Genomic DNA, 17678 nt, shown 5'->3' on the forward strand with positions numbered 1-17678 from the left:
CAATAAACAGAAACCAAAATAGAAATATTAACAACTTAAAAATTAATATTACCTAAATGCACTACGGGTTTATTAATTATTAATTATTTAAAAATACAATTATTTCACTAACAAACATTATTTTAAAAACAAATCTATAAAAGCTTATTTAAATAAAAAAAGCATCAATATTTATTGATGCTTTTAGTAAAATATTATAAAATAACTGTTTACACATTAAACAAGAAATGCATGATATCACCATCTTGTACGATGTACGCTTTTCCTTCTACGTTTAATTTTCCTGCTTCACGACATTTAGATTCTGATCCGTATGTAATAAAATCCTCAAATTTGATTACCTCTGCACGAATAAATCCTTTTTCGAAATCTGTATGAATAACTCCAGCCGCTTGTGGTCCTGTAGAACCTTTTTTGATTGTCCAGGCACGAACTTCTTTTACACCTGCTGTGAAATAAGTTTCTAAATCTAACAGTGTGTAAGCAGAACGAATCAAACGATTAACGCCTGGCTCTTCTAATCCTAATTCTTCTAAGAAAATTTGACGTTCATCAAACGTTTCTAATTCATTGATATCAGCTTCAATTTGTGCCGCTAAAATTAACACTTCTGCGTGTTCATCTTTTACAGCTTCTTTCACTTTTTCTACCCATTCGTTTCCGTCTTTTGCAGCAGACTCGTCTACATTACATAAGTACAAAACTGGTTTAGAAGTAATCAATTGTAACGAATCCACAATTTCTTGCTCTTTTTCGTCCAAATCCATTTCACGAACATTTTTCAACTCTTCTAAATGAGCAATTACAGCTGTTAAAACTTCTACAACTTTTTGTTCGTCTTTATTTCCTGCTTTTGCTGCTTTTTTAGATTTATCGATACGTTTTGTAACTGTATCCAAATCTTTCAATTGCAACTCAATGTCAATTGTTTCTTTATCACGCAATGGATTAATAGAACCATCAACATGTGTAATATTTTCGTTTTCGAAACAACGTAAAACGTGAATAATTGCATTACACTCTCGGATATTTCCTAAAAATTGATTTCCTAAACCTTCTCCCTTACTTGCTCCTTTTACCAAACCAGCAATATCTACAATTTCTACAACCGCAGGCACAACGCGCTCTGGATTTACAATTGCTTCTAACTGATTTAGACGAGTATCTGGTACAGAAACTGTTCCTACATTTGGTTCAATTGTACAGAAAGGATAATTCGCCGATTGCGCCTTTGCATTCGACAAACAGTTAAATAAAGTAGATTTACCAACATTAGGCAATCCAACAATTCCACATTTCATATATGTTGTCTCTTTTTTTAATGATTGAATATTAGAACGATGTTCTAATAATTTTGTGCAAAGATAATGATTTCCATTAAATTTATTTAACCGAAGAAACTCTGTTCAATTTTATATTTAATACATTTCCAGAATATGATTTCATTTCACCATAAAAACAATCGCAAGTAGCATTATAAGTCAAATCATAATAATTAGAAGTTTTATCAAGATTTATCTTTCTGAATTTGAGTTGAGGAAATTTAAACACAATAGAATCTGTCACATCTTTTTCATAACCATCCTGAAAATCAAAATCTATTTTCAATTTTGATTTACTTCTCGAAACATCCATAATCGCATCACTTTTTGATAAAGGAATCTCTACCACTTTCAATTTATAATCCAAAAAATCTTGTTTCCATTTTCCTTCAATCGTTTTTATGTTATTGGATGTGCAACTTGTGAGAAATAGCAAAAAGATAAATCCTAAAAAATGTTTCATAAGTGTTAATTTTTTATTGAAAATACAATTATTTATTTACATTTACTTAAATACTTATTACAATGAAATTAAAAGCCTTAATCGTAAGTTTTATGATTGCTTTCGCAGGAATCGTAAACGCGCAAACAGCAACAGAAATATTAACTAAAGCTCAAAACCAAGCGAAAGTTGAAAATAAAAATGTCTTTTTAATTTTTCATGCTTCTTGGTGTGGATGGTGTAAAAAGATGGAAAAAAATATGGACGATCCAGCTGTGAAACCATATTTTGATGCGAATTATGTCAAAACATTTATTACTGTACAAGAACGTGCAGAAAAGAAAAATTTAGAAACACCAGGCGGCGCTGAAATTAACGAAAAATTAGGTGGAAAAGATCAAGGTTTACCTTTTTGGGTAATTCTAGATTCGACTGGAAAAGTTCTAGAAGATTCTCGCGTAAATGGAGAAAATCTTGGTGGCCCAGCTTCTGATGAAGAAGTAAATCATTTGATTACAAAACTTGAAAAAACAACCAAAAACGATAAAGTTGATCCAGAAAAAATCAAAGAAGTTTTTATCTTGAAAAAGAAATAGATGAATAGTTTTAAAATAATATTTAAGCCCGAAGGAATATGTTTTTTTTTAGTTTTTTTTATATTTTTTTTGGAGTCTTATTTTTAAGACTTAGGAGAGACTTTAGATTGTTATAAAGATAAACACTTTGTTTAAACATATTACTTTAGTTCATCTATATTTTCAGGTTTTCTATCAAGAATTCTTGTTTTAAAAACATTAAAAAATTTTATGTAATTTCGTCTTACCATAAATTGGATGCACATTTGAGAAAATTATGTCTCAATTCATTTTCTGGAATTTCTGAATAAAGTGAATTGAGGTTCACATTTTTTTAGATTATTTTAATTACAAAAATCATAATACACAACGTATTATTACAGTGAACCAAGAAAAGAGTTGAGCTCATTATTATAATAATTAATTTTTAAGCTCGAGAACTTCTCGAGTTTTTTTTATTCTTCAATATAATCAAGAGGAATATGCCAAATTTCGGTTTTATTTTTTTCTCGAAAGAAATCCAAATGTCCAATTTCATCCAATCCATATTCTTTAGGAATGATATTCAAACGTTTTTTCCTCACATTTTTCAAAACTAATTCAGCAAATAAATCTACAGATTTTGGCGTTGCCATAAAATCATCATCCAAACTAATGATTAAAACAGGTTTTGTAATCTCATCATATAAATTCTGTGTTTCATCTGCATAACCTAAAATCGAAGTTTCATTCAGAATTAACTTTCGCCAATCTTTCGCAATTCCGATTGGAATTGGTTAACCCATTCCAACCTTTTGAGAAGGAAAAAATCCGTAAAAAGCAGATAAAATAGGAATTGCAATACGAAAAAAGAAATTTACTTTTGGTTTATCTTTTTGATGAAAATTTTTGATATAACCATATTGAGAACCAATTGTTACAATTTTATCATAAACTTTGTAAGCGCGTGTCAAACCAATCATAATTCCACCGATACTATGACCAATTAAAAATTTTTCGTGATTGGGATAAAATTCTTCGATATATTGTGTCAAACCTAAAAAATCTTTGTCGGCCCAATCTGTAAAATGCACTTTAAAATCTTTTAACTTTTTGGGTTTAGAATCGCCGATTCCGCGATAATCAAACGAAAAAACCAAATATCCCTTATTAGCTAAATACGTTGCATATTTGGCATAAAAAGTTTGTTTAACACCAATTGCAGACGAAATGACAATGATTTTTTTGGTTGCGTTGTTTTCGCCAAAAGAGGTTACGGCAATTGGATATTTGTCGGAAGTTTCTAGTATGAATTTTTTCATTCTTTTTATTTGATAAGGTAAAAAAGTATACCTTTACAAGGTAAATCAATCTTATGAAAAAAATTATTTTAATTCTATTAATCTTATTCTCTTCAAAAATGTTTTCTCAACAATTAAAACCTGATAATGTGATTGGTTTTTGGAAATTACAAGAATCGGGCTTTTATGAAAATAGCAAAAAAGTGTCTAAAGAATTTGATGATTGTCGGTTAATGAGAAATTATACAATTTGGGATAATGGATATGCTATTTATAACTATGTAGAAGGAAGTAATGGCAATTGTTTTCCTAGTGAGCCTCGATTAACATTGTGGCGAATTGTTGATAATAGAATTCAATTTTACATTGATGATTATATTTTTGAGGATAGAATTGTGAAAATTAATCAAGATAAAACGATAACTTTTGAAACATATATTGATAAAAAAATTGTAGATTCTGATAAGAAATTTGAGAAAATAGCAAATACAATCAGTTATGATATTTTACGTAAACAATAAATAAAGAAAATAAGTTTTCAGGTTTATTTTTTATATTCACTTTACGTCATTCAAAATCTTTATTTTTACCACATAATTATTGAACCGAATGAAAAATATATTCAGCCTATTTTTAGCATCAATTTTATTGCTTTCAGTTTTTTCGTGCAAAGAAGACGATTCGTTGGCAATATCGCAAGATCAATTGTTGCGATCTGGAAAATGGCAATTGAAAGAAATTAGAAAAACGAAAGGGAATATAACGGAAACAGACAAGTTGTTGGCTTGTGAGCGACAGTCTACATTAGATTTTTCGGATGTTACGAATTATAATTCTAACATGTATAAAACCGAAAAAGGAAATTGTGTACAAGAACAAACGACAGGAACGTATGTGTATAATACGTCTAAAACAAAACGTTTGTTGACAATGGAAACAAAAGATACAACGTACAATTATTATGTGAAGCAGTTAGATCCAAAATATTTGATTTTGCAAGATACGTTGAGTAAAATAGATACGATAAAGTTTCGTTTGCAAGTTTTTGAAATTGTAAAATAATAATGAAAATACCTTCCATTTTGGAAGGTATTTTTTATTCGAACATTTTTCGTGTAATAAAATCTTTGTCTAAACTCCAAGCGCGTGCAGGAGAATATTCACGTCCATAATAAATGATTTGAATATGTAATTTGTTCCACAACTCTTTTGGAAAGATTTTCTTCGCATCTTTTTCTGTTTCCTCAACATTTTTACCTTTTGTCAATTTCCATAATTTCATCAAACGATGAATATGTGTGTCGACAGGAAAAGCAGGATGACCAAACCATTGAGACATCACAACCGAAGCGGTTTTGTGTCCAACGCCAGGTAATTCTTCTAATTCATCAAAACCTTCTGGAACTTCTCCATCGTATTTTTCGATTAAAATTTCGGATAATCGTTTGATGTTTTTGGCTTTTGTATTTGATAAACCAATTTCGCGGATATAATATTTTATTTCATCTACTTCTAATAACGACATTGCTTTTGCATTAGCAGCTTTCGCAAATAATTCGGGTGTTACTTGATTCACTTTTTTATCTGTTGTTTGGGCAGATAATAAAACGGCAATCAATAATGTAAAAGCATCTTGATGATCTAATGGAATAGGTGGAACTGGATATAATTTTTCCAATTCATCAATCACAAATTGGACGCGTTCTTTCTTTAACATCATAAGTTCTGAGACTTTTTGTGTAAAAATAATGAAACATCTTTAATTATGCTTTATGTATTACGAAATGCGAAGTTCGCTATTAGAAAATTGAAGTTCGAATATTTTTCGTAAGTTTTTAAATAACAGCTTTTCCTTTTTTTACCTTCATTTTAAAAAGTAAAGTTTAAGCGACTTATTTTGGCGTTATATAACATTACATTTGTAGTATAAATAAAAGATTAATTAGTTAAATCAGTTACGATTCAAGATTTAATCATTATTTTTACGAGAAGTTCTAAAGACAAATCAAGATGTTAAAAATAGGAGATAAAGTTCCAGATTTTAAAGGAATTGATCAAGATGGAAACGAAGTTTCGTACCATGATTTTGCAGGAAAAAAATTAGTCGTTTTCTTTTATCCAAAAGCAAGTACGCCTGGTTGTACAGCAGAAGCATGTGATTTGCGCGATAACGAAAATGCGTTGAAAGCTCAAGGTTATCATTTGGTTGGAATAAGTGCAGATTCTGTGAAAAGACAAAAGAATTTTGCAGAGAAAAACAATTTACTTTTTCCTTTGCTTGCAGACGAAAATCACGAAATTTTGAATGCTTTCGGCGTTTGGGGACCAAAGAAATTTATGGGACGCGAATTTGATGGAATTCATCGTACAACTTTCATCATTGATGAAAAAGGAGTGATTACAGATGTAATCGAAAAAGTGAAAACAAAAGAACACGCAAAACAAATTTTAGAAAAATAAAAAATAATATAATGAGCGATTTAGACAATAAAAAGAAAGCGTTACAGCTAATCTTAGATAAGATGGACAAAGCTTACGGGAAAGGAACTGTAATGCGTATGGGAGATTCGGCTGTTGATGATAAAATAGAAGTAATTCCTTCTGGATCTTTGGGATTAGATTTAGCGTTAGGAGTAGGAGGTTATCCTCGCGGACGTGTTATAGAAATCTACGGACCTGAATCTTCAGGTAAAACAACATTAACGTTACACGCTATTGCTGAAGCGCAAAAAGCTGGTGGTATCGCTGCTTTTATTGATGCTGAGCATGCATTTGACCGTTATTATGCAGCGAAATTGGGTGTTGATGTAGAAAACTTAATTATTTCTCAACCAGATAATGGTGAGCAAGCATTAGAAATTGCAGATAACTTAATTCGTTCGGGAGCGATAGATATTATCGTAATTGATTCTGTTGCGGCACTTACTCCAAAAGCGGAGATTGAAGGTGAAATGGGAGATTCTCGTATGGGATTACAAGCGCGTTTGATGTCTCAAGCTTTACGTAAATTGACAGGTACAATTAATAAAACGAAATGTACAGCGATTTTCATTAATCAATTACGTGAAAAGATTGGGGTAATGTTTGGAAATCCAGAAACAACAACTGGTGGTAACGCCTTAAAATTCTACGCATCTGTACGTTTGGATATCCGTCGTTCAACTCAAATCAAAAATGGAGATGAGGTAATCGGAAATCATTCGAAAGTAAAAGTGGTTAAAAATAAAGTTGCTCCTCCATTCCGTCAAGCAGAATTTGATATTATGTATGGTGAAGGAATTTCTAAAGTTGGAGAAATTTTGGATATGGGTGTTGAGAAAGGAATTGTAAACAAATCTGGTTCTTGGTATTCATACAATGATAGCAAATTAGGACAAGGTCGCGATGCTGTAAAAGAAGTATTGAAAGATAATCCTGAATTATGTGAAGAAATTGAAGCAAAAATTGTTGCTTTAATCAAAGGTGAACCTGTTACGGGTGAAGTTTCTGTTGATGATCCAGCTGATTTATTAGAAGATTAAGATTAATTCGAAAGAATTTTTATATAATGATTTTTAAGCTCTGAGGAAACTCAGAGCTTTTTTTGTAACTTTTCAGATTACTTTGAGTCTTTAAATAAAACAAAATGAAATATTTTCCATTGATATTAATCTTTTTTAGCACAATGCTTTTAGCTCAAACTAAAAAATCATTTCTTAAAATGAATCAATCAATTGATTTAGTAAATTTAGAATACATAAATAATTTACCTTTTATAAAAGTTTCGATTAATAATAAAGAGTATAATTTTTTGGTAGATACTGGAGCGTTGACATTTATTTCAACGTCAATTCAGAAAGATTTAAATTTAAAAGTACAATCTTCATCTAGTATAAGGGACTCACAAAACAATCGTGAAATCATTAATAATACCTTTGTTTCAGAAATTAAAATAGGAAAATCCTCTTTTTATAATATAGAAGCACATATTTATGATTTTAAAGGTTTTGAATTTGATTGTCTAAATATTGATGGAATTATAGGGGAAAATTTAATGGCTTTAGCACTTTGGAATATTGACTATTTAAAAAGAAATATTACTATAACAGAAGATTTAAATAATTTTGATTTATCAACGTATTTTTTAAAAATTCCTTTTTCAACAGATGGACAAAATACACCATTACTTCCAATAACAATAAAAAATCATGTTTTCAACTTTAAATTAGACACAGGTTCTAACGGAGGCTTTTCTATTGATAGAAATTTAATATCAGTAAAAGATTCTCAAAAAGTTAATGTAAAAGGTATTTCATCAATCGGTGCTTTTAATAAAAGTAAAATATCCGAAAACTATTATTTTAAATTAGATACTTTTGAGATTGGAAAAAAAGTTTTTAGTGATCATATTTTTATGTCTGGAGAAAAAAACTTAATTGGAAATAAGTTTTTAGAAAATTTTGGAGTAATAATAGATTGGAGCAACAAGTACATTTATTTAAAAAACGAACCAATAGATTTTAATAAAAAATCTTTAGATTCTTTTGGTTTTGGCTATTCATTTGAAAATAATAAACCATATATTAAACTATTATTTGAAGATGAAGGTAATCTTGAGTTAGGTGATGAAATTCTTAGTATTGAAGAAATGGATTTTACTAATTTGAGTAAAGAAAATATTTGTAAATATTTTCAGAACGATATTTTAAAGAATAAATCAAAAATAAATATTAGTATTAAAAGAAATGATAATATTAAAGACTTTATCTTAGAAAAGAAGAGATATTTAGAATAAAAATAAAAAACCACTTCTGCAGAAGTGGTTTTTCATGTTGAATTTATTTCAACATCGCATATTGTTTATGATGAGAATTTGAAACGAGTTTAGATTGATATACTAAAAATTTATTCTAAAATATATTTCAACTTGTAGCCAAACATTCCACGATCTTTAATAATATCAGCAACACCTTCTGGACATTCATTTTCCCAATCTTGTTCAGCGTTAGCAATTTTTTCTAAAATTCGGCGCGAATAAGAATCTAAATAACCTCTATTGTAATTCAAAATATCTTGAATTCTTCCGTTATACAAGAAATATTTGTACAATTCGTGCACACTATCACTTACTTGTAGATTTTTCGACGTCAACAAAATATCTTTTTCTTTGTCTAAATATGGATAAAGATAAACTTTTACATTTTTCTTGAATAATTTTCCGAAAGCTTCCATAATTCCGCCAGGTAAATCGGCATAATATTGCTCATTGAAAATTTCGACCAAATTATTAACACCCATTGCTAAACCAACTTTGGTTTGATTTCGAGTGAATTTCGAGAAATAATCAACCAATTTATAATATTCAGAAAAATTAGAAATGATAACATTGTAACCTAAACTACCAATAATATCAGCGCGATCTAAGAAATCTCGTTCATTCAATTCGCCTTCAAAACCAGAAGCAATCAAGTTAGAAAGCGTAATCTCGAATAAAATTTCGGTATTATCTGTTCGAACATCATCTTCTTGTTTGAAAATCTCCAAACCACCTTTGAACATATCCATATTTACATTCATAAAAGGACGGAAAGAACCACGAACAGCGAAGATATTTTTCTTGTATAATAAATCGGCAGGTAAAATATTTTTTCCTTGTGGATTGAAAACCGCAACATCAGTCATTCCATTTTTAACCAATTGAAGAGACATTAAACGATTATCAACATATTTGAATTGTGGTCCACGAAAGTTAATCATGTCAATTTCTAACTGATCTTTATCCAACGTATCGTACAAAGATTTGATTAATTTTCGAGGATTATCGTAGTAATAATAAGCACCATAAATCAAATTAACACCCAAAACACCTAAAGTTTCTTGTTGCAATTGAGCCGTATTTTCTTTGAATTTTACATGAAAAATAATTTCGTTTGCTTTTTCTTCTTCTGCATTCAATTTGAAACGTAAACCAATCCAACCTTGACCTTCATTTTTCTTCGAATAATCAATTGTTGTTACTGTATTTGCGTACGTAAAAAATGCTTTTTCTTTGTAGTGATCGTGGATTAGACGTTCTTTCATCAATTCCATCTCATGATCCAACATCTTTTTAAGGCGAGCTTGCGTTACATAACGACGATTTTCTTCTACACCATATATCGAATCGGACATTTCTTTGTCATAAGCACTCATCGCTTTTGCAACCGTACCCGAAGCGGCACCTGCGCGATAAAAAAAACGAACGGTCTCCTGGCCTGCACCAATTTCTGCAAAAGAACCGTATATTTTCGGATTCAAATTGATCTCTAAAGCTTTTTGTTTAGGAGTAAGAACTTGTTCTAATGCCATATTTTAATTTCAAATAGTTTGTGGTAAATTTACCAAATCATTATGGCTAAATCAAATATAAAAATACATTTTTTAGGAACTGGGACTTCGCAAGGAATTCCGATTATTGGTAGCGATCATCCAGTGTGTTTGTCAACAAATCAAAAAGATAAACGTTTGCGTTCTTCTTTGTTGTTAGAAAAGGATGGAAAGATTATTACGATAGATAGTGGTCCAGATTTTAGACAACAAATGTTACGATACAATGGGCATAGATTGGACGGAATCCTGTATACACACGAGCATAATGACCATGTTTTAGGATTGGATGATATTCGTCCGTTGGTTTTCAAATCTGGAGAAGATATGAATGTCTATGGTTTGAAACGAGTGTTGGATGAATTACATAATCGATTTCCATATATGTTTGCTGAACATAAATATCCTGGAGTGCCAACGGTGATAGAGAATGTTGTGGAAGATGAAAAATTTTTGGTTGCTGGATTTACGATTGAACCAATAAAAGTTTTGCATGGACCTTTGCCTATTTTGGGCTATTTGATTGATGATAAAATTGCTTATTTAACGGATGTAAAAACGATCCCAACAGAATCGCTTGAAAAATTACGAGGAGTTGAAGTTTTAATCATTAGTGCGTTGCGAGTAGAACAAGAACATTTTTCGCATATATTATTAGATGAAGCAATACGATACTCGGATTTGATAGGTGCAAAGCAGACTTATTTTACACATATTTCGCATCATTTGGGATTTCATGATGAAGTAGAGGAAAAATTACCAAAAGGTAAACATTTGGCTTACGATACGTTAGAAATAATTCTGTAAAAAGTTTAAAAAATAGTTGGAAAAATAAATAAACTAACATTATATTTGCAATCCATAAAGGCTCGGATGGCGGAATTGGTAGACGCGCACGACTCAAACTCGTGTTCCTTTGGAGTGTGGGTTCGATTCCCACTCCGAGTACTGAAAAACCTCAACTTCAATTAGTTGAGGTTTTTTTTATTCGTTTTTGACAACCGATTGACAACCATTTTCAAAAAAGTTGAGATATTATAAAAAATAAACCTCAGCTATTATTTATAACTGAGGTTTATTAATTTGATATTTTAAATGAGTTATAATAACTTTTTGTATTTATTCTTAACTACATTAGAGTTTTTAAAACAATTAATAATATTATCTATTTCAACATCATTTAAAATTCCTATTTTTTCGTAGTGAACCCCTTCTACTGGGTATTTAGTAGTAAAATCACTAATTTTTATACTAGTTAAGTATTGTCCATAAACAAACGTATTTAAAGGGAAACAAAAACTAGTGTCTTTTGTAATTATTTTATCTTTTTCAAAACAATATGTTGTTTGTTGAGCAGTCAATGACAAATCAATACATCCATGTTCAATTTTGGCAGTCGATGGTATGTAATCTTTACTAGAAGGAAGAGAAACTAATATTGATTCAGTTTCATTTATTTCCTTTAATACAAGAAAGTACTTATTTTTTGATGATAAGTCATCAAAAAGATAATTATAAATATAAAGTAGAGTCCCTTGGTTCAAATTAAAAACTTTTTGAAAATTTATCAAACTCTAAATAATCGTTATATAAATTTAACTTAGTACTATTGTTCTTTAATAGTTCAGAAAAATCAATCTCAATATTACTTGTACTTCTGAATTCATTCTCAAAAGATTCTAATAAATCATTTTTCAAAGCTAAATCATACCATAACCCACCCTTTACATGAGTTAAGTTTACTAATTTATTAGCCGTGTCATTTTTAAATGATTTAACTACTAAATCTAAAAGATTAATATCATTTTGTGAAAACTCATCATCAGAAAAATCTTTCTTAGATATAATCTTAGATGTTCCATCTTGAAGAAAAGATACTTCAATAAAATCTTTTAAAGAAGTTAAAGATTCATTACAATCTAATTGAGCAAAAACCTCTTGACAAACTGGACCTAATTTCCAAACTTCATATTTTAAATTTAAAAAAGGTGTTCCAAATTTTTCAACAGAATACTGATCTAATAAATATAACAACTTCAAAAGTTTAGTTTTAGATAAGTTGTTCATGTTATTAGACAAATAAATAATTGTATTACCTAACTTCTCTATTTGCTCCTGTCTAGTCATAAAATATTATAGTATCTAATTTAGAATTAAATATATTGCAAATTTATAATATAAATAAGTATAAAACGGTATAATATAGAATAAAATGTAATAATCAGAACTCAATTAGCATGGTTAATTAATTAAAATGTAGGTTTTAGAAAAGTCTATCCAGTTCTCTATTTTTCTTTACCTGCATGTATGGACTCGGAAAATTCAGTGAATCGTTTCACGCACACGCGTAATGACTGTAGAAAAATCTTTCTTTTTTATGGACTTAAGAAATTATAAACTTTCTTTCTTTACATATACACGTTATGGACTCCAAAAATTCGGGAAAATCATTTCGCGCACACGCGTAATGACCTCAGAAAAATCTTCCTTTTTTTTTTGGACTCCGAGAACTGTAAATAATTAACTTAAATCAATCAATCTCGCGCGTATTGCTCGGATGTTTCTTTGTTATTAATTAAGTAAATCATCTATTCGTTCTATTATAGAGTTATTTATCTCAAACACTTCTTTACATAGATTTGACTTTACTTCTGGAAAGAAATCTTCGATAACAATCAAAATCATTTCGTTTGTTTTTTTATAGTATTGAAGTAATACTAATGACTTTTGTTTTTTGTTTGTTTGGTGATTTAATTGATCCTAATGAAAGTGCAATGGCTGGAGCGATAAAAGGAATGTCAGAGGAAACAGGTAACGCTCTTTTAGGTCAATTTAACGCTATTCGTATTCTTCAAAAGGAACTTGTAACCATTAATATTGATTCGAACAAAATACTCCTAAATAGTTTGGATAGATTGGCCAACATAGACTACAACACGAGAAGTGTTTTACCACTTTTAGAAAAATTAATTAACAGAATAGATAATGCGGGACGTGCATACGGTTTTTAATGTCTTTTTAGGACTGAAAAAATTCTTATTACTGTACTATATTGTAGTATAAATTTAGCGCCAAAATATGCCAATTTTTGCCAAATGTAAAATTAACGAACTATAAAAATACGCGTACGTGCGCGCCTATGGACTAAAGTAATTAAGGAAATTGTTCCACTATAATAATAAATACCTCATCAAAAAGATGAGGTATTGTTTTGTTAATTTGTTTACATTTGAATAAATACAAATACCCTTAAATGAAAAAGAAACATAAAAAAAAATTAAACATATATTCAACTTGGATTATAATATTTATTTCAATTCCGATTATATTTTATCTTTTAAACTTTGGTGAAAATGGTTTTTCTTTTAAGTCCACAAACTGGTCTGAATTTGGAAGTTTTATAGGTGGTTATGGTACTTTGATTTTTAGTGCTGCAAACCTTTATTTTTTAATTAAAGTTGCATACTCAATTAATCATTTAGATGATAAACGAAATAAACAAAACAAAATCGACTCTATTAAACCATTAGGTATATCTACTCGTAAAATTGACTATAATAATTATTCATACAAATTTGTTATTAGCAATTTAGGTTTAGGCCCCTTAATTGTTAAAGATTATAATTTAACTCACAATGGTATTAAGTATGAAAACTTTCAATTATTCTTAAAAAAGAATGCTCCTTATATTGTTTTAGATCACTTTCCGATTAGAAATAATACATTTTTTGTAGGAATAAATAAAGAACATTGTTTTTTTGAAATTACATTACCAAAAGTTGACAAAAAAGAAATCGAACTTGAAAAAGATGATAACAAAAAGACACTTTTAGAAAATTTAGAATTTAATAATTTTAAAAAATTTGAACAGCTGGTATGTTTATTAAAATCACTTGAATTAACTTTTGAGTGTGAAGATATACTTAAGAATTCAACTGAATTATTAGTAAAATAAACAAAACCTCATCTGTTAGATGAGGTTTGTTGTTTTATCCGAAAATATTACTTGTTGTTGAGATAATTATATTCAAATAATTTATTTTTAAACTGAAACTCATCAAACAATTTGAGTAAGTTTATTAAATCATGTTGAGCATATAAAAAAGTAGTCTGCTCTGAATTATTCATATTCTTAAAGTTATCGCTAAGAATAAAGACGTTTAACACTTCAACAATGTTTCCATTAGCACGATCAATTAAATCCATTGAATTAAATAAATGAAATGAATGATGAATAAAATCATTTCTAATCTCGCTATTCATTTCGTTTAAGATTTCATCATCTGATATTTTACTTTGAGCCATAAGATTTGTATTAGTTAAGGTTTAGAATATTTACCGATGCTGTAATTCATTGAAGTATATTCAATGAAATTAAACATATCGTAAATCTCGAATTGAACTTGCAGGAAATCTGTTTTTCTATCGTCGTCCAATCTTTTAAACTCTGGACTTTGAATGTAAACACTAAATAACTCTGCAAAACCTCCTCTAGTATGTTCTAACATATGATTATTAGTAAACAAACTAATAATCTTATCAATGAATAAGTTTTTCTCGTATTGATCCATATCTTGAATCACTTCCCAATCTGTTTTTGTTGATGTATTCATGTGTTTTTATTATTAAAGTATAATTGATACATATATTTTTCGACTGCAAATATATGTATTAGATTTATATAAACAAACTTTTAAGTATATTTATTCGATTATTATATATGTAACGTTTATATTTGTTACTTTTACAAGTAAATAAGGTTTATGAGTATATTAAGAATAAAAGAAGTTCTAAAAGAAAAAGGATTAACCGGTAAAGAACTTGCTGAAAAAATTGACGTTTCTGAAATGACAATATCAAATATCGTTAAAGGAAGTACATTTCCTAAACCAGAAAATCTATTAAAAATTGCTGAGGTTTTAGATGTTGACATCAAAGAGTTATTTAATTCAACTAAAGAACCTGGAGAGCAAGAAACACTTTATATTTTTAAAGACGGTTCATATATTCCAATTGGAACGATCAAGATTTAATAAAAAACCCTACATCATAGTAGGGTTTTTTATCGACCTATATAACGCCTACACGCCCGCGGGCGTATTGTTTTACTTTTCCCTCGCGCGCGCATGCGTATTGCTCGCCTCGTTCCCTTTTCTCTCTTTTACTTTCTTAGATATTTCTTGAAACTTAATAACTGCCTTTTCAAGTGTTTCAATATCCCACGCCCAAATCCCGAACGCCTTAGATGTTGGATAGGATTCTAAATTAAATCTCGAATTGATTTTTATTTCAAACACTTCATAAGTTTTCTTGATATGGTTTTTATAAACTTTCTCATAAATTACCGCAAAATCATTTCTTGCAATTTGAGTAAATGTAAAATCTTTCATTTCTCCTTTGCCTTCAAACTTTCGTTTTAAACTTCGCGTATCGACACTTTTTAAACTTTCACTCATAGTTTGGTATATTTATATAGATTTATAATTTAAGTTCGTTAAATCGTCTTATTTTCAATTAATCCCATTTCGACAACCTCATCCAGATTATCAAAAATTAAATTGATTAGGATTTCAACCTCCATTAACTCCAGAATGTCGTTTGATGTTTCAAGTTTTTTGTACTCCAACATCTTGACGTATTTATCCGACTCGTTAATCGTGTTATCGACTTTTGATTGTTCGGCATCTAATGAATTTAAAAACTGGGTTTCGTAAAATTTTGAATCGTGAATAAAGATTATGTCATCAGCCGAACCAAAACGACACGCAATTGAATTGTATAAGTCCAGTTTCTCGGTTTCGTTTAATTCTGAAATGTATTGTTTGATTTCTTGCTTTGTCATAGTGTTAGTTTAGAATTTTGACGAATACACTTTGCTGATCAACTCATAAGGATAAACGTTTTGACCGTTTACATAAGAGGGGTGCTGTACTTTCTTTGGTGGATTACCAGTTATTTTTTTATATTCCTTTGTGCATAATTTACCAAGCTGTTGCCTTTCGATTATTGTATGCTTTTTAAATACTCCGTTTGCTCTCAAAAATCTATCTACCGACCAATCATTGATAAAATTAATTTGCTTTTCTTCTACCGATTTAAGGCGATTGTTTAATTCTGCGATTTGCTTAGGTGTTACAATCTCTTGATAATGCTTTTCTACTTCGATAAAGTAATTACGAATACGTTTGCCCATTTCGGAACGCTGAACCATTGCAATAGATTTAGCGCTTTCAATTGTTAGAAGATAATCTTTCATATTGTGACCACCTCTTGAACTTTTTCTAACTTTTGTTCGTTGTGTTTGCTCGTCTTTTTTGACGTGCAAAGATTCTGTTCTTGTTTGCTTCTCATTTTTGAGAAGCAAAATATTATCACTGGCAATTATCGAATAATCTACATTTTCAACAAATCCATAGTTTAGCATTCTTTTAATCCAATCTATAAACTTTGTCTTTGGTTGTAGAAGATTGTACAGCTCGCTTGCTAATACTGTTTTATTCCCGTTTTCTGATTGATTGATTTTAATTAATTCAAATCTTTCTGTTGTATTTTTTTCCATGATTATTTTTATTTAAAATTGGTTGATTTTGATTGTTCTTTATTTTGTCATTAAAACATATTTTTTCGGGTGTATTTTATTATCTTCTATCTTCTCATTTTTAACACTACTTTTTTTCTTTTTTTTAATGGTTTGGTGTGCATATTGTCCCTTTATCAATGGAACTTTTTTTAAAATCCCCTTTTTATGCGGGTTTTCTGTGGACAATTTGCACACTAAAAAAAATGTCGATTTTGTCGATTATTTTAGCCTTAATTTCGGTGTGCAAGTTGTTTTTTGCTGTTAAGATTTTATAGTATTTAATTTTAGTTTTTAGAAATGTATTTCGATGTTTTGAAGCTATTAAATCAATCCAATATTCAAGAATATTACAATCTTCTAAAAATGCTAAATCCTTTGCTTTAATTTGAGTTTTATCATATTGCTGGTTAACTAACAACACTAAGTCCCATTCGGTTAATAATTCTTTAAATAGATTCTCGTATGTCTTAATTTCCATCAAATCGCAAACGGTGTAAATTCCTAACGTTTTTATAAATTCTCTTTTTTTGCTTCTAACTTCAAATCGAATAGTATTTAGATCAATATTATAAGAGGGAAAGTTTAAAAATTGTATTCCTTTCAAATAAGCTTTGATCTCTTTGTATTTAGTTGCTTCGGATAATTTAAACGTCTCAATATCTTCATACTTAATACTGAACTTTGAACGCTTATAAAGGAACAAACCATCAAAGATCAATCGAGCATCTGAGTTAGGAATAATATTTAAACCAAACTCAATGTTTACTACTTGTAAATCATTTCGATTTATTTCTTTAATCTGTAAATAATCTAATATTTCATTGATAGATTTAATGCATTCCAAAGGCGTAAAATCATCTCCGTTATGTAAATAGTTATTTTTGTGATAATGTGGACTCACTAAAATATCTACATAGCCGTACCCGATTTTAAAACCTTTCTCGATTGCTTTTCTAAAATGTAAGCCAATTTTAAAACCTTCTATTTGCCTGAGTGATGTATAATAATTGTTGATCGGTTTACATTCTAAAAAATCGGGGTGTAATAATAAACTATTGATTATTTGATGATTCGAGGTTCTTAGTTTTAATAAGTCAACCATAATCATTAACTTTGATTAAAATATTTGCATTC

Annotated in this window: 24 protein-coding genes, 1 tRNA gene and 1 pseudogene; 11 read left to right on the top strand and 15 right to left on the bottom strand. The window is 29.2% G+C overall.

Annotated features, from left to right (window positions below; all coding sequences use genetic code 11):
• Nucleotides 1-209: 209 nt before the first annotated feature.
• Nucleotides 210-1301: a redox-regulated ATPase YchF gene (gene ychF / locus B4G36_RS03910; protein WP_125348936.1), complete on the bottom strand. Its 1092-nt coding sequence runs from the start codon at nt 1299-1301 to the stop codon at nt 210-212.
• Nucleotides 1302-1383: 82 nt separating this feature from the next.
• On the bottom strand, nt 1384-1785 hold the full coding sequence (locus B4G36_RS03915; RefSeq protein WP_291062161.1) for a hypothetical protein: 402 nt from the start codon (nt 1783-1785) through the stop codon (nt 1384-1386).
• Between the two features lie 62 nt (nt 1786-1847).
• On the opposite strand from B4G36_RS03915, the gene B4G36_RS03920 reads away from it, so the two are divergent.
• Entirely contained in the window at nt 1848-2360 is a 513-nt protein-coding gene (locus tag B4G36_RS03920; protein WP_291062163.1) for a thioredoxin family protein, read from the top strand.
• Between the two features lie 176 nt (nt 2361-2536).
• Here the strand turns inward: B4G36_RS03920 and B4G36_RS03925 are convergent.
• The 3 genes and pseudogenes from B4G36_RS03925 to B4G36_RS03935 form a co-directional block, all read right to left on the bottom strand.
• Nucleotides 2537-2665 (bottom strand): annotated as a pseudogene (locus tag B4G36_RS03925) (IS982 family transposase); the annotation flags it as partial.
• 129 nt (nt 2666-2794) lie between these two features.
• Nucleotides 2795-2989: a hypothetical protein gene (locus tag B4G36_RS03930; RefSeq protein ID WP_291062165.1), complete on the bottom strand. Its 195-nt coding sequence runs from the start codon at nt 2987-2989 to the stop codon at nt 2795-2797.
• A gap of 126 nt (nt 2990-3115) precedes the next feature.
• Nucleotides 3116-3640: an alpha/beta fold hydrolase gene (locus B4G36_RS03935; RefSeq protein ID WP_291062167.1), complete on the bottom strand. Its 525-nt coding sequence runs from the start codon at nt 3638-3640 to the stop codon at nt 3116-3118.
• 53 nt (nt 3641-3693) lie between these two features.
• Here B4G36_RS03935 and B4G36_RS03940 point away from each other — a divergent pair, with 53 nt between their 5' ends.
• Both B4G36_RS03940 and B4G36_RS03945 read left to right on the top strand, forming a co-directional pair.
• On the top strand, nt 3694-4140 hold the full coding sequence (locus B4G36_RS03940; RefSeq protein ID WP_291062169.1) for a lipocalin family protein: 447 nt from the start codon (nt 3694-3696) through the stop codon (nt 4138-4140).
• A gap of 88 nt (nt 4141-4228) precedes the next feature.
• On the top strand, nt 4229-4681 hold the full coding sequence (locus tag B4G36_RS03945) for a lipocalin family protein (protein WP_291062170.1): 453 nt from the start codon (nt 4229-4231) through the stop codon (nt 4679-4681).
• 34 nt (nt 4682-4715) lie between these two features.
• Here B4G36_RS03945 and nth read toward each other — a convergent pair whose 3' ends face one another.
• Entirely contained in the window at nt 4716-5336 is a 621-nt protein-coding gene (nth, locus tag B4G36_RS03950; RefSeq protein WP_291062198.1) for an endonuclease III, read from the bottom strand.
• 287 nt (nt 5337-5623) lie between these two features.
• Here nth and bcp point away from each other — a divergent pair, with 287 nt between their 5' ends.
• From bcp to B4G36_RS03965, 3 genes are all read left to right on the top strand, one after another.
• The gene (gene bcp / locus B4G36_RS03955; RefSeq protein WP_286496165.1) at nt 5624-6079 is read left to right on the top strand and encodes a thioredoxin-dependent thiol peroxidase; all 456 of its coding nucleotides are present in this window, start codon (nt 5624-5626) and stop codon (nt 6077-6079) included.
• A gap of 11 nt (nt 6080-6090) precedes the next feature.
• Nucleotides 6091-7140, top strand: a complete 1050-nt coding sequence (gene recA, locus B4G36_RS03960) for a recombinase RecA (RefSeq protein ID WP_291062172.1) — start codon at nt 6091-6093, stop codon at nt 7138-7140.
• A gap of 104 nt (nt 7141-7244) precedes the next feature.
• Nucleotides 7245-8393, top strand: coding sequence for an aspartyl protease family protein (locus tag B4G36_RS03965; RefSeq protein ID WP_291062174.1), 1149 nt, complete (start codon nt 7245-7247; stop codon nt 8391-8393).
• A gap of 110 nt (nt 8394-8503) precedes the next feature.
• On the opposite strand, the gene B4G36_RS03970 is transcribed toward B4G36_RS03965, so the two are convergent.
• Nucleotides 8504-9946, bottom strand: coding sequence for a TonB-dependent receptor (locus B4G36_RS03970; protein WP_291062176.1), 1443 nt, complete (start codon nt 9944-9946; stop codon nt 8504-8506).
• A gap of 42 nt (nt 9947-9988) precedes the next feature.
• Here B4G36_RS03970 and B4G36_RS03975 point away from each other — a divergent pair, with 42 nt between their 5' ends.
• Nucleotides 9989-10771, top strand: a complete 783-nt coding sequence (locus tag B4G36_RS03975; protein ID WP_291062178.1) for an MBL fold metallo-hydrolase — start codon at nt 9989-9991, stop codon at nt 10769-10771.
• 60 nt (nt 10772-10831) lie between these two features.
• Nucleotides 10832-10912, top strand: a tRNA-Leu gene (locus B4G36_RS03980).
• A gap of 152 nt (nt 10913-11064) precedes the next feature.
• On the opposite strand, the gene B4G36_RS03985 is transcribed toward B4G36_RS03980, so the two are convergent.
• On the bottom strand, nt 11065-11508 hold the full coding sequence (locus tag B4G36_RS03985) for a hypothetical protein (RefSeq protein WP_291062180.1): 444 nt from the start codon (nt 11506-11508) through the stop codon (nt 11065-11067).
• A 1-nt stretch (nt 11509) separates the two neighbouring features.
• Nucleotides 11510-11998, bottom strand: coding sequence for a Panacea domain-containing protein (locus tag B4G36_RS03990; RefSeq protein WP_291062182.1), 489 nt, complete (start codon nt 11996-11998; stop codon nt 11510-11512).
• A 686-nt stretch (nt 11999-12684) separates the two neighbouring features.
• On the opposite strand from B4G36_RS03990, the gene B4G36_RS03995 reads away from it, so the two are divergent.
• Together B4G36_RS03995 and B4G36_RS04000 are read left to right on the top strand one after the other, a co-directional pair.
• Complete coding sequence (locus tag B4G36_RS03995) at nt 12685-12975, top strand: hypothetical protein (RefSeq protein WP_291062184.1); 291 nt, start codon at nt 12685-12687, stop codon at nt 12973-12975.
• Nucleotides 12976-13217: 242 nt separating this feature from the next.
• On the top strand, nt 13218-13919 hold the full coding sequence (locus B4G36_RS04000) for a hypothetical protein (RefSeq protein WP_291046352.1): 702 nt from the start codon (nt 13218-13220) through the stop codon (nt 13917-13919).
• Between the two features lie 47 nt (nt 13920-13966).
• Here B4G36_RS04000 and B4G36_RS04005 read toward each other — a convergent pair whose 3' ends face one another.
• Together B4G36_RS04005 and B4G36_RS04010 are read right to left on the bottom strand one after the other, a co-directional pair.
• Nucleotides 13967-14269 carry a hypothetical protein gene (locus B4G36_RS04005; RefSeq protein ID WP_291046354.1) on the bottom strand — a complete coding sequence of 101 codons (303 nt, stop codon included), beginning with the start codon at nt 14267-14269 and terminating at the stop codon, nt 13967-13969.
• Between the two features lie 14 nt (nt 14270-14283).
• A complete protein-coding gene (locus tag B4G36_RS04010) occupies nt 14284-14577 on the bottom strand; it encodes a hypothetical protein (RefSeq protein ID WP_291046356.1) in 294 nt (97 codons plus the stop codon).
• A 150-nt stretch (nt 14578-14727) separates the two neighbouring features.
• Here B4G36_RS04010 and B4G36_RS04015 point away from each other — a divergent pair, with 150 nt between their 5' ends.
• Nucleotides 14728-14997 (top strand): helix-turn-helix domain-containing protein, encoded by a 270-nt coding sequence (locus tag B4G36_RS04015; RefSeq protein ID WP_291046358.1) that lies wholly within the window; start codon nt 14728-14730, stop codon nt 14995-14997.
• A 72-nt stretch (nt 14998-15069) separates the two neighbouring features.
• Here B4G36_RS04015 and B4G36_RS04020 read toward each other — a convergent pair whose 3' ends face one another.
• The 4 genes from B4G36_RS04020 to B4G36_RS04035 all read right to left on the bottom strand — a co-directional run bounded on the left by B4G36_RS04020 (nt 15070) and on the right by B4G36_RS04035 (nt 17646).
• The gene (locus B4G36_RS04020) at nt 15070-15420 is read right to left on the bottom strand and encodes a hypothetical protein (RefSeq protein ID WP_291046360.1); all 351 of its coding nucleotides are present in this window, start codon (nt 15418-15420) and stop codon (nt 15070-15072) included.
• A 38-nt stretch (nt 15421-15458) separates the two neighbouring features.
• Complete coding sequence (locus B4G36_RS04025) at nt 15459-15806, bottom strand: hypothetical protein (protein ID WP_291046361.1); 348 nt, start codon at nt 15804-15806, stop codon at nt 15459-15461.
• A gap of 9 nt (nt 15807-15815) precedes the next feature.
• Nucleotides 15816-16523, bottom strand: coding sequence for an antA/AntB antirepressor family protein (locus B4G36_RS04030; RefSeq protein WP_291062186.1), 708 nt, complete (start codon nt 16521-16523; stop codon nt 15816-15818).
• A 184-nt stretch (nt 16524-16707) separates the two neighbouring features.
• Entirely contained in the window at nt 16708-17646 is a 939-nt protein-coding gene (locus B4G36_RS04035) for a hypothetical protein (RefSeq protein WP_291062188.1), read from the bottom strand.
• Nucleotides 17647-17678 lie beyond the last annotated feature (32 nt).

Origin of the sequence: Empedobacter sp. UBA3239, from assembly GCF_002362875.1 — a bacterium.
Lineage (GTDB): Bacteria > Bacteroidota > Bacteroidia > Flavobacteriales > Weeksellaceae > Empedobacter > Empedobacter falsenii_B.

What these genes read in the sequence shown, in the direction of transcription:
- B4G36_RS04030 (WP_291062186.1), bottom strand. Translation starts at nt 16,523, where the DNA reads ATGGAAAAAAATACAACAGAAAGATTTGAATTAATTAAAATCAATCAA.
- B4G36_RS03920 (WP_291062163.1), top strand. Translation starts at nt 1,848, where the DNA reads ATGAAATTAAAAGCCTTAATCGTAAGTTTTATGATTGCTTTCGCAGGA.
- recA (WP_291062172.1), top strand. Translation starts at nt 6,091, where the DNA reads ATGAGCGATTTAGACAATAAAAAGAAAGCGTTACAGCTAATCTTAGAT.
- B4G36_RS03945 (WP_291062170.1), top strand. Translation starts at nt 4,229, where the DNA reads ATGAAAAATATATTCAGCCTATTTTTAGCATCAATTTTATTGCTTTCA.
- B4G36_RS03935 (WP_291062167.1), bottom strand. Translation starts at nt 3,640, where the DNA reads ATGAAAAAATTCATACTAGAAACTTCCGACAAATATCCAATTGCCGTA.
- B4G36_RS03915 (WP_291062161.1), bottom strand. Translation starts at nt 1,785, where the DNA reads ATGAAACATTTTTTAGGATTTATCTTTTTGCTATTTCTCACAAGTTGC.
- B4G36_RS04025 (WP_291046361.1), bottom strand. Translation starts at nt 15,806, where the DNA reads ATGACAAAGCAAGAAATCAAACAATACATTTCAGAATTAAACGAAACC.
- B4G36_RS04015 (WP_291046358.1), top strand. Translation starts at nt 14,728, where the DNA reads ATGAGTATATTAAGAATAAAAGAAGTTCTAAAAGAAAAAGGATTAACC.
- B4G36_RS04000 (WP_291046352.1), top strand. Translation starts at nt 13,218, where the DNA reads ATGAAAAAGAAACATAAAAAAAAATTAAACATATATTCAACTTGGATT.
- B4G36_RS04035 (WP_291062188.1), bottom strand. Translation starts at nt 17,646, where the DNA reads ATGGTTGACTTATTAAAACTAAGAACCTCGAATCATCAAATAATCAAT.
- B4G36_RS04020 (WP_291046360.1), bottom strand. Translation starts at nt 15,420, where the DNA reads ATGAGTGAAAGTTTAAAAAGTGTCGATACGCGAAGTTTAAAACGAAAG.
- B4G36_RS04005 (WP_291046354.1), bottom strand. Translation starts at nt 14,269, where the DNA reads ATGGCTCAAAGTAAAATATCAGATGATGAAATCTTAAACGAAATGAAT.
- nth (WP_291062198.1), bottom strand. Translation starts at nt 5,336, where the DNA reads ATGTTAAAGAAAGAACGCGTCCAATTTGTGATTGATGAATTGGAAAAA.
- B4G36_RS03970 (WP_291062176.1), bottom strand. Translation starts at nt 9,946, where the DNA reads ATGGCATTAGAACAAGTTCTTACTCCTAAACAAAAAGCTTTAGAGATC.
- ychF (WP_125348936.1), bottom strand. Translation starts at nt 1,301, where the DNA reads ATGAAATGTGGAATTGTTGGATTGCCTAATGTTGGTAAATCTACTTTA.
- B4G36_RS03975 (WP_291062178.1), top strand. Translation starts at nt 9,989, where the DNA reads ATGGCTAAATCAAATATAAAAATACATTTTTTAGGAACTGGGACTTCG.
- B4G36_RS03965 (WP_291062174.1), top strand. Translation starts at nt 7,245, where the DNA reads ATGAAATATTTTCCATTGATATTAATCTTTTTTAGCACAATGCTTTTA.
- B4G36_RS04010 (WP_291046356.1), bottom strand. Translation starts at nt 14,577, where the DNA reads ATGAATACATCAACAAAAACAGATTGGGAAGTGATTCAAGATATGGAT.
- B4G36_RS03940 (WP_291062169.1), top strand. Translation starts at nt 3,694, where the DNA reads ATGAAAAAAATTATTTTAATTCTATTAATCTTATTCTCTTCAAAAATG.
- B4G36_RS03995 (WP_291062184.1), top strand. Translation starts at nt 12,685, where the DNA reads ATGACTTTTGTTTTTTGTTTGTTTGGTGATTTAATTGATCCTAATGAA.